Below are 11,512 nucleotides of genomic sequence, written 5' to 3' on the forward strand. Positions count from 1 at the left end.
GCCGTACGACTGTCGCACAAGTCGGACCCGGCCGAAGAGCCCATACGGGTTCACGCCGGCCGCAGGACCACCTTGCCCAGGTTGACGCGCGCCTCGATCAGCTCGTGCGCCTTGGCGGCATCATCCAGCGGCAGTTCGGCGTGGACGCACGGGCGCAGCCGCCCGGCGGCGAACAGCTCCCACAGCTCCAGCCGCCACTGCTCCATCAGCTCCGGCCGGTGGCGGGCGATCAGCGCCATCTGGAAGCCCACCACGGACTTCGCCCCGACGAGCAGGTCGTACGCCTCGATCGTCCCGCCGCCCGAGCTGTACGCGACGAGCCGGCCGCCGGGTGCGAGCGCGGCCACGGCGGGGGAGAGGAGCTCGCCGCCGACGGCATCCAGGACGATGTCGACGTCCCCGCCCCACCGGCCGCTGTCCTCGCGGGCGAGGTCGTCGTACGTCACGACGTGGTCCGCGCCCAGCTCGCGCAGGAAGGCGGCCTTGGCCTCCGCGGCCGCCGGGCTGACGGCCGCCACCACCCGGCCGCCGCCGAGCACCTTGGCGAGCTGCACGGCGAGGTGGCCCGCGCCGCTCGCCGCGCCCGTCACCAGCACCGACTCGCCCGGCGCCGGACGGGCCGCCGCGTACGCCCCGCGCGCCACCAGGCCGCAGCGGACCAGTGCGACGGCGTCCGTGGCGGTCGCTCCGCCGGGCACGGGCGAGGCCATCGCGGCGTGCAGCAGGGCATAGTCGGCGTAGCCGTCGCCGAAGCACAGGCCGGTGACGCGGTCGCCGGGTGCGAAGCCGGTCACGTCCGGGCCGGCCGCCACGACCTCCCCGGCGACCTCGCCGCCCAGGCTCGCGGGCAGTGGGAGACCCCCGCCGCGCACCTTCCGGACGACGGGAAGGGTGACGCCGACGGCCTCGGTGCGCACGAGCAGCTCGCCGGGGCCGGGCTGCGGGACGTCGGTCTCCTCCAGGCGCAGGACCTCGGGGCCGCCGTTCTGGTGATAGCGGACACGGCGCATGGGGCCGCACCTCCAGGGGGTCGTTGGGACTCCCAACGGTTATTCGTTGGTGGTTCCAACAGTAAAGTCGAATCCATTGGGATGTCCAACGTTTTTTGTTGGGGATCCCAATGGATTTTTCGGTAGGGTCACGCCATGACTGAGCCCTACGAGCCCGCGCTCGACCACATCCGCGCCCTCCCCAGCTGGCTCCTCAACCGCGCCGCCGGACGCGGCCGCCGCCTGCTCGGCGAGGCGTTCGCCCAGGAGGGCCTGCGCATGCCGCACCACGCCGTGCTGGCCGCGCTCGCCGACGGCGGTCCCGCCGCCCAGGCGGCCCTCGTCCGCACGACCGGCTTCGATCCCAAGGACATGGTCGGCCTCCTCAACGACCTCCAGCGGGTCCGGCTCGTCACCCGCACCCCCGACCCCGGCGACCGCCGCAAGAACGTCATTGCCCTCACCGCCGAGGGCTGCAGCTGCCTGGAACGGCTCGCGCGCCTGGGCGACGAGGCCAACCGCTCGCTGCTCGCGGCGCTGACCCCCGCCGAGCGGGAACAGTTCGTCGCCCTGCTCGCCCGCGTGGCGGAGGAGCGGGAAGAGGGGCCGCTGGGCTGACGCCCGCGGGCGCCGGCCGGCCCCGCGGAGTGCGGGCTCAGGCCACCGCGGGCTGCTCGTCCAGGACGATGCGCTGCTCGCCCGCGTACACGTTCATCGACGCCCCGCGCAGGAAGCCCACCAGCGTCAGCCCCGTCTCCGCCGCCAGGTCCACCGCCAGCGACGACGGTGCCGAGACCGCGGCGAGCACCGGGATCCCGGCCATCACCGCCTTCTGCGCCAGCTCGAACGAGGCCCGCCCCGAGACCAGCAGCACCGCCCCGGCCAGCGGCAGCAGGCCCTGCTGGAGGGCCCGCCCGACGAGCTTGTCGACCGCGTTGTGCCGCCCCACGTCCTCGCGCACGTCCAGCAGCTCGCCGTCCGCGGAGAACAGCGCTGCGGCGTGCAGCCCGCCCGTGCGGTCGAAGACGCGCTGCGCCTCCCGCAGCCGGCCGGGAAGGGAGGCCAGCAGGGCGGGTGTGAGCCGCATCGGCTCCGGCCCGTCGGACAGCGGGTACCGCGCGGTGGTCCGCACGGCGTCCAGGCTCGCCTTCCCGCACAGCCCGCACGAGGACGTCGTGTAGACGTTGCGCTCCAGGGTGATGTCGGGCACCGGGACCCCGGGCGCCAGCCGCACGTCCACCACGTTGTACGTGTTGGAGCCGTCCTCCGTCGCTCCCGCGCAGTAGACGATGTTGGCGACCTCGTCCGCCCGGCCCAGCACGCCCTCGCTCACCAGGAAGCCGGCCGCGAGCGCGAAGTCGTCGCCGGGCGTGCGCATGGTGACGGCGAGCGGCTTGCCGTTCAGCCGGATCTCCATCGGCTCCTCGGTCACCAGCGTGTCCGGGCGGGCACTGACGGCGCCGTCCCGGATGCGGATGACGCGGCGTCGTGCGGTGACCCGTCCCATGAGTGATCCGTCCCGGTGGTCGTGGGGGTTCCCTGGCGGTCCCATTGTCCCCGGCGACTCCCCGGCGAAGCCCACGGCTCCCGGGCAGGCCCGACTGTCCGCCTTTGCCCGGATATCACCCATAAGAAGGGCTTATGTATCGGCTGGATACCCAGGTGAAAGGCACTCCGAAACCTTGGTATTGTTATCCATGTCGCCGCGGGGAACACCCCGCCGGAGACAACACCTAGTCCGGGTGGCGGAATGGCAGACGCGCTAGCTTGAGGTGCTAGTGCCCTTTATCGGGCGTGGGGGTTCAAGTCCCCCCTCGGACACCAGCAGAAACCCCAGTTGACCTGGGGTTTTTCTGTTTTCCGGGACTGGATCGGGCTTCGGCGTGACCAGCGCGTGACCAGTAGGATTCCGGGGCTTCCTTGCCGACGGCGTGACCAACCACGAGACCGGTCGGCTAGGGATCTTGCGTCAGGCTGCCAGGGTCGGCAGGCTGCGCGGGCCCGACGGGACGACTTCAGTGAGACTGGGCTGAGCAGCCGGGCCGACGCCTCCAAGGCCGATCCGGCGAGCGCTGGAAGAGGCCAACCGCTTGGCGTTGTCAGCCCGACGCTGGCCGTAGTGCTTCATCGTGTAGCCAGCCCCTGAGCGATGCCTGGCATTCGCGGAGACCTCGACGGGGTTCTCCTTGGCTTCCAGATCATTTGTGATCTTGGTGCGGCGCCAGCCATGCAGTCCAAACCCCTCTGGCAGGTTGTGGCGAGCCTGCTGGGTCCGCCAGCGGGCAGAGACCTTCTCGGGGTCCTGTGCGCCGCCGGCCCGGCTCTGCTTGAACAGCTTGAAGGAGTCCCGGGCAAACACGAGGCCGTGATCAACCCAGAGGTTCCCCAATACCTGCTTCTCGTACTGCTGACGCTCCCACTGCCACTGGAGCACGTCCATGAGGGCTTGGTCCACGTAGATGACCGCGTCGTCTTCGCCCTCCTTGGTTAGCTTTCTGAGTCGGAAGGTCTTGCCCTCTTCGACAACGACCCATCCGAGCGTGATGGAGCACTCCGCCCACGTGGTGGTGCTCCGGGTGCGGGCAAGGGCCCGTCCCTGAACCCTTGGCCGGGCTCCCTGGCGCGTTTCTCCGAGGGGACCGGCGAGTTCGCCGGCCTGGTGGGCCAGTGGCGACCGCTGGTCGAGCGGGTCATTCACGAGCTGGGCGCCCGGGGCGGAATCTCCCTCGCGGACGTCCCCCTGGTGCTCCACCGCATCGACGTGGAATCCGGTGGTGACCCCAACATGGTCAACAACTGGGACTCCAACGCCAAGGCGGGTGACCCGTCGAAGGGCCTGCTGCAGGTGATTGGCTCGACCTTCAATGCGTACGCGGGACCGTACCGGGGCCTCGGGCAATTCAATCCGATGGCCTCCCTCTATGCCGGTCTCTCCTACGCGATCGACCGTTACGGATCCGGCTGGCGCCGGGCCCTCAACGGGACGTCCGGCTACTGGATGGGCACCATGTCCGCCTCACCGGGCCTCCGCTTGGTGGGCGAACAGGGCCCGGAGCTCGTGGACTTCCACGGGGGCGAACGAGTGCACAGCGCCCAGCAGACGCAGGAACTTCTGGGCGGCCGGACCTACGAAATCCACGTCCACGAGGCCAAGGGTGAGACCACGCCGAAGGCCTTGCTTCGGGCCATGCAGTACGCGGAGGTGATGTACGGCATGTAATCGACAAGGAGGTTCCTCATTCCCGTACCAGCAACACGAGATCAGGTGGTCGAGGACCGGCCCGTTCCGGTGCCGATCCCGCCCCACCCGATGGCGTGGGGGCACACCTACGTGTCGATCACCGGGTACGGAGGTGAGGGGGAGCTCACCTCCTTCACCGACCGGCGCTGGCCCGGGGTACTCTTCCAGGCCGACGCCACCGGCACTTACTAGGTGGGAAACAGAACGATGCCTCCAGGAGCAACTCCTGGAGGCATCGGCGCACCGTGATGGCGGCCCGGTTGCCCCGAACAGTCCCACACGTCGGAGGCCGAGCTGCTAACCCGGATGTTATTCCCAGCGCTGATACAGGTTGTTGTAGCTGGGATTCGTGTACACGTTACCGTCGGCGTTGCTGTCCAGAACGCGGCCTGTCTGGTGATTCGTGAGCTTCCACCCGGTGGAGGTTTTCACCTCCTCCCATTTCTGGTAGTCGCCGAGGTGGCAAGTCTTCAGGTACACATTACCCGCGTCGCTGCTGTCGAGGCACTGGGACGGGAACTCGACTGGGGACAGGTAGTAATTGATGCCTACCGGGGTCTCAATCCAGTCCCTCCACAGGCGATTACTGCAATCTCCGGTTACTACCTTGGCGGCCCTCGTGACCTGAAGACACAGCCTGGTTTTCGCGTTCTTCCACGTCACGGCCTTTTCGTCGGCAAGCGCCTGACCTGACGCTCCAGCTATCGTCAGCGGAACTACGATGGCAGCGGTTATCAGCCGGGCGCGAACCCGATTTTTCGTTCTCCTCACACCGTTCCCTTTCTGTGAGTGTGGAGCTGGACTGGGTGACCATACCAATCGCATATGACATCCGAACAGACCGAGAATCAGACAGCATGTAGTCTGCGAGGCTTGTTTGGCCCTCTTATGATTCCCAGCCTGCCAATTATGTCGCGCGATCAATCAATCGCAGACGGGCAACTCCCCCAGGAGCGACCATGAGGGAATGTGTGCAAGAGTCGCGGCGGCTCCGTTACTCCCAAGAGGCTGTTAGAACCCGGATAGGCCGCTCATCTGAACGTCACGTCCAGTGCTGATACGGGCCGAAGTTCTGGGGGTTTGTGTACACCGTGCCGCTGTCGGTGCTGTCAAGAACACGGCCCGTCGCAACGTTGGTGAGCTCCCAGCCCCTCGAAGACTTGATTTGCTCCCACATTTGGTACCTGCCCTTGTTGCACGGGTTCATGTAGACCCTGCCTGCGTCGCTACTGTCGAGGCACAGCAAGTCTTTCCCGGCCACATGCCATGCAAGCTGGTAGATTCCCTGCCCTCCGGAGTATTCACGGATGGCGCGCTCAGTCCATCCCTGAGTGCAGCTACGCTGAGCTGCAGTGTAAACTTTATGCTTCCCGTCATGGGTCAGGCACCTTTTGGTGGCCACGTTTCGCCAGGTCTCCACGTCGCCATTATGGGCGGAAGCTGCACCAGAAACCCCGACTACCGCCAACGGTGCTATGACAATTGCTGCCGCCAGATGGGCCAGCACCGTTTTCTTCACGTTCTTCATGCTGCCCCCTTTCCATGCGCACTGCAGGTGGATGGACTGAACGTTCGTCGAACTGAGCGACGATCCTAGGTAGGTCGCATAGCCTTCAGGAAGGCTGAGACCCAGACAACACGTGACATGCAAGGCTTGTTCTGCTCCCTTGCGGCCACAGAGCCGCCGGCCTGCGGCCCCCGTCTGGCCGGGTCGCCGTGCAGTAACTGCATGCCATCACCGGCATGGCAGCCGGGTCAACGTTGTCTGGGTTTCCCGTGGAAGAGGAAACCCAGGAAACCCGCTCTGAGCTGCGTGTTTCCTCCAAGAGGATTACCCATCACCGTCAGCTCCAGTATGTCCGCACGCCTATCCGTGTGGCTGTTCCGACCAGACGGGCATACTCAGCCGGACTTTCCGCACCTTGCCCCGTCTGCAATCGCGATCTCGCGGGTTTTTCCCAACCAGCGAATACAGCGGCCTACGGCTGGGGAGATCGACAAGGCAATAGAGTATTTACTGGAGGTGCAACCTGGGATGCCGAGTGGAGGTCCGAGACAAGGCTCTGAACCGCATTGGAGAAATCGACACGTGGATCAAGATGGCTCTCGTCATCCGATTCTGTCGGCAGGGTACTTGGCAAATCCTGGTGAAGGACCGCACACCCCAAGCGCAGCTCTTGCAGCGCGGTGGTGGAATCAGCGTCTGGCAAGACGGCGTGGACTTCCCGATCTTCAGCGGACAGATCGAGTTCTTCCAGCGGTATTGGACTGTTGAGCAGCACATTGGTGTGGGCAGCGTTTTTGTCGGAGGCAAGTGTGACAACAAACTGGCATACAGCCGTCTGGCCTTCCCGGACCCGTCAAAGGCGGTCAGCCAGCAGTATCAGGCGAAGGATTTCCGCGGTGCGAGCGGCACGGCCGGCGAGGCCATGTGGTGGGAGCTGAACCACGCGATCGGCCCCCGGGCCCTGCCCGACCGACAGATGCCGGGCGTCGGGGTCGGCGCTGCCGTCGGCGACACCGTCGCGGAGAGCCTGCGCTTCGATGTCCTGGGCACCAAGCTCGAAGATTGGTGCCGGTCCAAGAATGTCGGCTACCGGTTCGTTCACAATCCCGACCGCAAGGTCATTACGTTGGACGTCTTCAAGCCACAGGACAAAAGCAAGACGGTGCGGTTTTCCCCGGAGCCGGGGAATCTGCGCGAGTACACGTGGACATTGACGGCTCCGCGTGTGACCCGGGCCGTTCCGCGTGTGACCCGGGCCGTTGTTGCCTGTCAGGGCGAGGGCGCCGACCGGTACATCCGGCAGAAGGTCGACGAGGAGGCCGAGAAGGAATGGGGCCTGCAGATCGAGCAGTTCATTGACCGCTGGGACCTTCCCCTCAAGACCGACCCTGCGGCAGGTAAGCCGGTCAAGGCCAAGCCTGACGTCACGGATGCCGACTTCGAGGCGGCGAAGAATGCCGTGGTCGATGCTGCCGACAGTGTCTTGCGCGAGGGTGCTCGCAACGGGAACTTCCAGATCTACCCCATCGACACGGAGCAACTGCAGTTCGGCCGGGACTACTTCGTTGGCGACAAGGTGACCGTTGCTGCGGATGGCGAGGAGTACACGGACATCGTCCGCGAGGTCAACATCAGTGTGGAGGACGGCGGACGGGTATCCGCAGTCACGCCGAAGGTCGGCGACCAGTGAACCGGCTCCCCTTTGAACCTCTACAACACGGTTTTCGAGATGCGGGAGAAGCTGCGGAAACTTGAAGCAAGGATGTGAGCATTTGGTAGAGATAAGCTACCCGTTTTCCCGGTCGAGCCCGGCCGGCGGCACGGAAATGGTGTCCGAGACTCAGTGGCAGACCATGGCTGGCATGTGGGGCGGGGACCGGGTCGATTTCCGGCTCACGAGCGAATCCTATGCTTCCGGGGCGCTGCCGTTCTCCGCCACGGTCATCAACGGCCGCACCATCGAGCTTCAGCCGGGCCGTGCCTGGGTCGGCGGCTTCTACTACCAGCTCACCGCCTCCACCCTGCTGACTGTTGAGCCCAACCCGACGGACAAGGCCCGTAAGGACACGGTAGTCGTGCGCGCCGACATGGTGCAGGGTTCGGTGAATGCCGCGGTGGTCAAGGGTCAGCCCAGCGCCTCCCCGATTGCGCCGCTGCCGAAGCGGATTCCGGGCCAGCAGTGGGAAATGGTGCTGTACGAGGTCGACGTCCCCGCGAAGGACGGGGCACCGCAGCTCTCTCTGAGGGCCCCGTTCGACTTGCCGCAGGCCTTTGCCACCCCGTGGAACCCCCGGCCTGCAGCAGATCTTCTTACCGTGGGCACCTTCCTTTACGACCTGGACAACAACGGCGGGGACTCTCAGAACGAGATGTTCAAGGGCCGTGACGGCTGCCTCATCACCCGGCACGTGGGGAAGTCGCGGACCTACAACACCGGCCTGGCCAACGCCATCAATGTCCCCTCTAACGGCATGGTGTACAAGGGTTGTTGGCGCTGGATCGCCCCGAACGTCGTCTACTACTCGATCAGCATCAAGAACACGACGACGACCAACATCAAGAACCGGCCGGACGTCCCCATCGCTTTCGAACTGCCCCACCAGGCCAACGGGGCTACCGGTCAGGTCCTGAACGGCCATATGCGCAACATGGACTATCGCGGCGGCATGGCCAACCTCATCCAGCTTCAGACAATGTGCTGGCCCGGTGGGGGTTCCACGCACGCGAGCATGTACTACCACAACTCGCAGACCGTCTCTGAGGGCATGGACGTGCTCCGAACTTTCCCAGGCCGGTCAACGATCTACTTCTCCGGCGCCTACGAAGCCAACGTGTTCAGCGAATAAGGAGGCAGCATGGCGCGGAATCTTTTCGGCGGTACGGCCTCCGACGTCGCAGAGGACATCGACGGCCGGCGCGTCCCCTGGGCCGTCGGCACGGTCTGGGACGGCCCCTCCGACGCCGCCCGGCAGATCACTGACCTGACCGACGCCGACGAGGCACCGATCATCCAGCTCCAGGCCGACGTCCGCGGCGTCATCCCACCCTTCTACGGGCCGCCCAACGATGCTGAGCGGCTGTGGGTGGACTTCGACGTCGGCCGGATCGCCCTGGTGTCCGTGACCGTGGGCGATCGGCTCCGCAAGCACCTGACGGACACCGACCCGCACCAGTCCCGGGCGTACACCGACGAGCGCCTCGCGGCCTACCTCCCCACCCGCGCGGCGGAAGTCCAGGCCCCGACAGGTGACTCGTGGCTGTCCGCCGTGGTCACCGACGACCCCACCGGCAACGTACTTCGCCTCCGCACTGCGGACGGGGATGAGCGGACACGGCTGCGCAGCACCGGGGCCCTCTACCTCGACACGATCGGGAAGAAGGTGCCCCTGTGCATCGGCGCCCCGGGGTTCGGCGCCGGGAAGACGCTGATCAACGTCAGCTCCACCGCGGCGAGCCCGACGAACGAGGGCGCGGTCTTTCAGGTGAGGGGGGGACGGCTCCGTCATCAGCAGCGGCACTGTCACGGCCTCGAACCTGGGATCCGCCCGGCTCTTTTCGGGGCCGCTCCCGCCGGCCGCCCCACGGGCGGGGGACGTGTGGGTGAAGATGGCTAACCAAGTCCTCGTCTTCGACGGGCAAGACCTGGGTGGACCAGACGCCCCAGGCCTTCGACGGGGCCACGTGGCGGCCTGTGCCCCCCTGTACTGGGATGGCGCCGAGTGGCGCAGTGAGGCCCGGCCGCCGAGCGAGTTTCCGTCCTTCTCCAGCAGTGTCTCCGCGAGCGCATCCGGTGACGTGGCGGAGTTGCCGGTCCCGGCCGACGTGCGCACCGGTGACCTGGTGGTATCGATCTGTGCGCAGCAGGGTGGGGCCGCGGAGCCGTCTCCGCTGCTGTCGCCAGCCGGGGTCCTGCCCTCCGCAGGTCAGGGCACATGTAGCACCCGGGGGTAATGCCTAGTTAGAAAAGAAAAGGACCCACCGGGGGTGCCTCTTTCCGACCGTGTACGGGTATCAAAGTTTCGCCCATTCGCGAGACCCAGACGGTCTGGCGGTGTGGAATTCGAATGCTGGGGCTTTGAGATGGCTGCAAGTGGGCCTGTGGAGGTCGCCGGCGGGGCGATCTGCCGCCGTTCGGCGGCTCTTGGGGCAGGCTAGCCAACTAATAAAGTGATCCGCGCTACTTATTGAGTCGGTGGTGTGATGCCCAGCTCGGAGCACAGGTACATATTTATTGTCGGGGGGATATACCCCTCCCAGGGCCTCCTCAGGGCCCTGGGGATGGTCGCTGCTTCCTCTGGTGCTGGTGACGCCGCCTGGGGAGCGATGGCTCTGCCGGCCTCAACAGGCCGCCCTGTGCGGGTACCGTTCAAGAACGGGAGCTTCACCGATAGGAGTTGGGGCATGCAGTGGAGCGAGTACTCGAACGGTCAACGCATCAAGATCCTGCGGGGCAGGGACGTCACCCAGTCCCAGCTCGCCGAGATGACGGGGCTGTCCGTCGTCACCATCCAGAAGGCTGAGCAGGACAAGGCGCTCAGCCTGAACACGCTCCTGACCATCGCGGACGCCCTCGGAGCCGATACGTCCGTCATCCTCGGGCAGCAGGCTCCCCGACGAGCCATGGCCCAAGCTGATCGGATCACGCTGCGCACGCTTTCTCAAACGGTGCATGACACGGCCGCAGGGCTGCTGCCTGAAGGTGTCGAGGAGGCAGGTGGGGCTGACGACCTGCGGTCGGTCATCCGTGCGTGCTGGGAACGGTATTGGAAAGGTCTCTATGTGGAGGCGGGCGCCCTGGCAGCCCCGCTTCTGCAGCAGGCGGCGATGCATCTTCACGGTCGCCCCACTGGCGAGCAAGGCGAAGCCTGGGGCCTTCTCGCCGACAGCTACCGCATCTCCGCTTACGTAGCCAACCTCATGGGCGCGCGTGACCTGGCGTACGCGGCGATCGGGCACGCCCAGGCCGCAGCCGAACGCTCGGCAGACGAGCTGCAGCCGGCTGTCGTGGCCTCAGGGCGCTCCTGGATCTACTTGCGGGACGCACGGCTTCAGGACGCGCTTCGGCTGGCCGAGAAGGCTGCAGTGGACGTTGAGCCACGGTTCTCCACTGCAACTGTTGACCAGCTGACTGTCTACGGCAGCCACATCAACTTCGCCGCGGTGGTCGCCTCGCGCCTGAAGGACAAGGAACGTGCTGCCGACTATCTGTCGCAGTCCCACGCTGCTGGCGTACGCATGGGTGCGGAGCATCGGGCATACGGGACGCTCTTCGGCCCGCTGACCGCTACTACGCAAGCGGTGGGTATCAACGTAGCCCTTGGTCTGACCGGCAAGGCGCTGACGCTGATTGACAGCATCAAGGACGTCACAGGGCTCACTGAAGCCGCCCGGCATCGCTACGCCATGGATAAGGCGATGACGCTCGCGGATGCTGGCCTCTGGGACAGGTCACTGGACACGCTGGAGGAGACACTGGTCCAGGCACCTGAATGGGCCCGCCATCAGGCATTGCCCAATGTCATCGTCGAGAAGGTGGGCCGTGCCTCAACGGGGCGGCTGCGGCGGGTCAGGGATCTCATTGGGGCACAAACGGGCATTTCGCATGGCTTCCCCCCAGCGACTGCCAAATCTGCCCTTTAAGGGCACCTTTCACGGCGGAGTGGTATAGGACGGACGACTAACTGATCGTTTCAGAATGAGTTGAGCTGTGGGTCTTGCGCTCGGCAATCTTGGTCGGCAGGGTGTCCGGATGCGTGCTGATCTTGTTCCGGACGA

The 11,512-nt window shown here is 66.0% G+C and carries 12 protein-coding genes and 1 tRNA gene; 8 read left to right on the top strand and 5 right to left on the bottom strand.

The window, feature by feature from the left end:
* Nucleotides 1-50: 50 nt before the first annotated feature.
* Nucleotides 51-1,010 carry a zinc-binding alcohol dehydrogenase family protein gene (locus ACFZCD_RS23700; protein WP_391833940.1) on the bottom strand — a complete coding sequence of 320 codons (960 nt, stop codon included), beginning with the start codon at nt 1,008-1,010 and terminating at the stop codon, nt 51-53.
* A gap of 135 nt (nt 1,011-1,145) precedes the next feature.
* Between ACFZCD_RS23700 and ACFZCD_RS23705 the strand changes: the two genes are divergently transcribed.
* Nucleotides 1,146-1,607 (top strand): MarR family winged helix-turn-helix transcriptional regulator, encoded by a 462-nt coding sequence (locus ACFZCD_RS23705; protein ID WP_391833942.1) that lies wholly within the window; start codon nt 1,146-1,148, stop codon nt 1,605-1,607.
* Nucleotides 1,608-1,644: 37 nt separating this feature from the next.
* Here the strand turns inward: ACFZCD_RS23705 and fdhD are convergent, their stop codons facing one another.
* Nucleotides 1,645-2,496: a formate dehydrogenase accessory sulfurtransferase FdhD gene (gene fdhD / locus ACFZCD_RS23710; protein WP_391833944.1), complete on the bottom strand. Its 852-nt coding sequence runs from the start codon at nt 2,494-2,496 to the stop codon at nt 1,645-1,647.
* A gap of 229 nt (nt 2,497-2,725) precedes the next feature.
* On the opposite strand from fdhD, the gene ACFZCD_RS23715 reads away from it, so the two are divergent.
* A tRNA-Leu gene (locus ACFZCD_RS23715) sits at nt 2,726-2,813 on the top strand.
* Nucleotides 2,814-2,958: 145 nt separating this feature from the next.
* On the opposite strand, the gene ACFZCD_RS23720 is transcribed toward ACFZCD_RS23715, so the two are convergent.
* Complete coding sequence (locus ACFZCD_RS23720; protein ID WP_391833946.1) at nt 2,959-3,429, bottom strand: hypothetical protein; 471 nt, start codon at nt 3,427-3,429, stop codon at nt 2,959-2,961.
* A 219-nt stretch (nt 3,430-3,648) separates the two neighbouring features.
* On the opposite strand from ACFZCD_RS23720, the gene ACFZCD_RS23725 reads away from it, so the two are divergent.
* On the top strand, nt 3,649-4,209 hold the full coding sequence (locus tag ACFZCD_RS23725) for a hypothetical protein (protein ID WP_391833948.1): 561 nt from the start codon (nt 3,649-3,651) through the stop codon (nt 4,207-4,209).
* 69 nt (nt 4,210-4,278) lie between these two features.
* On the top strand, nt 4,279-4,422 hold the full coding sequence (locus ACFZCD_RS23730; RefSeq protein ID WP_391833950.1) for a hypothetical protein: 144 nt from the start codon (nt 4,279-4,281) through the stop codon (nt 4,420-4,422).
* A gap of 117 nt (nt 4,423-4,539) precedes the next feature.
* Here the strand turns inward: ACFZCD_RS23730 and ACFZCD_RS23735 are convergent, their stop codons facing one another.
* Both ACFZCD_RS23735 and ACFZCD_RS23740 read right to left on the bottom strand, forming a co-directional pair.
* Nucleotides 4,540-5,001 (bottom strand): hypothetical protein, encoded by a 462-nt coding sequence (locus ACFZCD_RS23735; protein ID WP_391833952.1) that lies wholly within the window; start codon nt 4,999-5,001, stop codon nt 4,540-4,542.
* 271 nt (nt 5,002-5,272) lie between these two features.
* Entirely contained in the window at nt 5,273-5,758 is a 486-nt protein-coding gene (locus tag ACFZCD_RS23740) for a ricin-type beta-trefoil lectin domain protein (RefSeq protein WP_391833954.1), read from the bottom strand.
* A gap of 514 nt (nt 5,759-6,272) precedes the next feature.
* Between ACFZCD_RS23740 and ACFZCD_RS23745 the strand changes: the two genes are divergently transcribed.
* The 4 genes from ACFZCD_RS23745 (at nt 6,273) to ACFZCD_RS23760 (ending at nt 11,377) form a co-directional block, all read left to right on the top strand.
* Complete coding sequence (locus ACFZCD_RS23745; RefSeq protein WP_391833956.1) at nt 6,273-7,427, top strand: siphovirus ReqiPepy6 Gp37-like family protein; 1,155 nt, start codon at nt 6,273-6,275, stop codon at nt 7,425-7,427.
* A gap of 82 nt (nt 7,428-7,509) precedes the next feature.
* Nucleotides 7,510-8,583, top strand: a complete 1,074-nt coding sequence (locus ACFZCD_RS23750; RefSeq protein ID WP_391833958.1) for a hypothetical protein — start codon at nt 7,510-7,512, stop codon at nt 8,581-8,583.
* A 9-nt stretch (nt 8,584-8,592) separates the two neighbouring features.
* Nucleotides 8,593-9,351, top strand: a complete 759-nt coding sequence (locus tag ACFZCD_RS23755; protein WP_391833960.1) for a hypothetical protein — start codon at nt 8,593-8,595, stop codon at nt 9,349-9,351.
* Nucleotides 9,352-10,138: 787 nt separating this feature from the next.
* The gene (locus ACFZCD_RS23760; RefSeq protein ID WP_391833962.1) at nt 10,139-11,377 is read left to right on the top strand and encodes a helix-turn-helix domain-containing protein; all 1,239 of its coding nucleotides are present in this window, start codon (nt 10,139-10,141) and stop codon (nt 11,375-11,377) included.
* Nucleotides 11,378-11,512 lie beyond the last annotated feature (135 nt).

It is taken from the genome of Streptomyces sp. NPDC008001, from assembly GCF_042958085.1.
Classification (GTDB): domain Bacteria; phylum Actinomycetota; class Actinomycetes; order Streptomycetales; family Streptomycetaceae; genus Streptomyces.

What these genes read in the sequence shown, in the direction of transcription:
- ACFZCD_RS23700 (WP_391833940.1), bottom strand. Translation starts at nt 1,010, where the DNA reads ATGCGCCGTGTCCGCTATCACCAGAACGGCGGCCCCGAGGTCCTGCGC.
- ACFZCD_RS23705 (WP_391833942.1), top strand. Translation starts at nt 1,146, where the DNA reads ATGACTGAGCCCTACGAGCCCGCGCTCGACCACATCCGCGCCCTCCCC.
- fdhD (WP_391833944.1), bottom strand. Translation starts at nt 2,496, where the DNA reads ATGGGACGGGTCACCGCACGACGCCGCGTCATCCGCATCCGGGACGGC.
- ACFZCD_RS23720 (WP_391833946.1), bottom strand. Translation starts at nt 3,429, where the DNA reads ATGGACGTGCTCCAGTGGCAGTGGGAGCGTCAGCAGTACGAGAAGCAG.
- ACFZCD_RS23740 (WP_391833954.1), bottom strand. Translation starts at nt 5,758, where the DNA reads ATGAAGAACGTGAAGAAAACGGTGCTGGCCCATCTGGCGGCAGCAATT.
- ACFZCD_RS23755 (WP_391833960.1), top strand. Translation starts at nt 8,593, where the DNA reads ATGGCGCGGAATCTTTTCGGCGGTACGGCCTCCGACGTCGCAGAGGAC.
- ACFZCD_RS23760 (WP_391833962.1), top strand. Translation starts at nt 10,139, where the DNA reads ATGCAGTGGAGCGAGTACTCGAACGGTCAACGCATCAAGATCCTGCGG.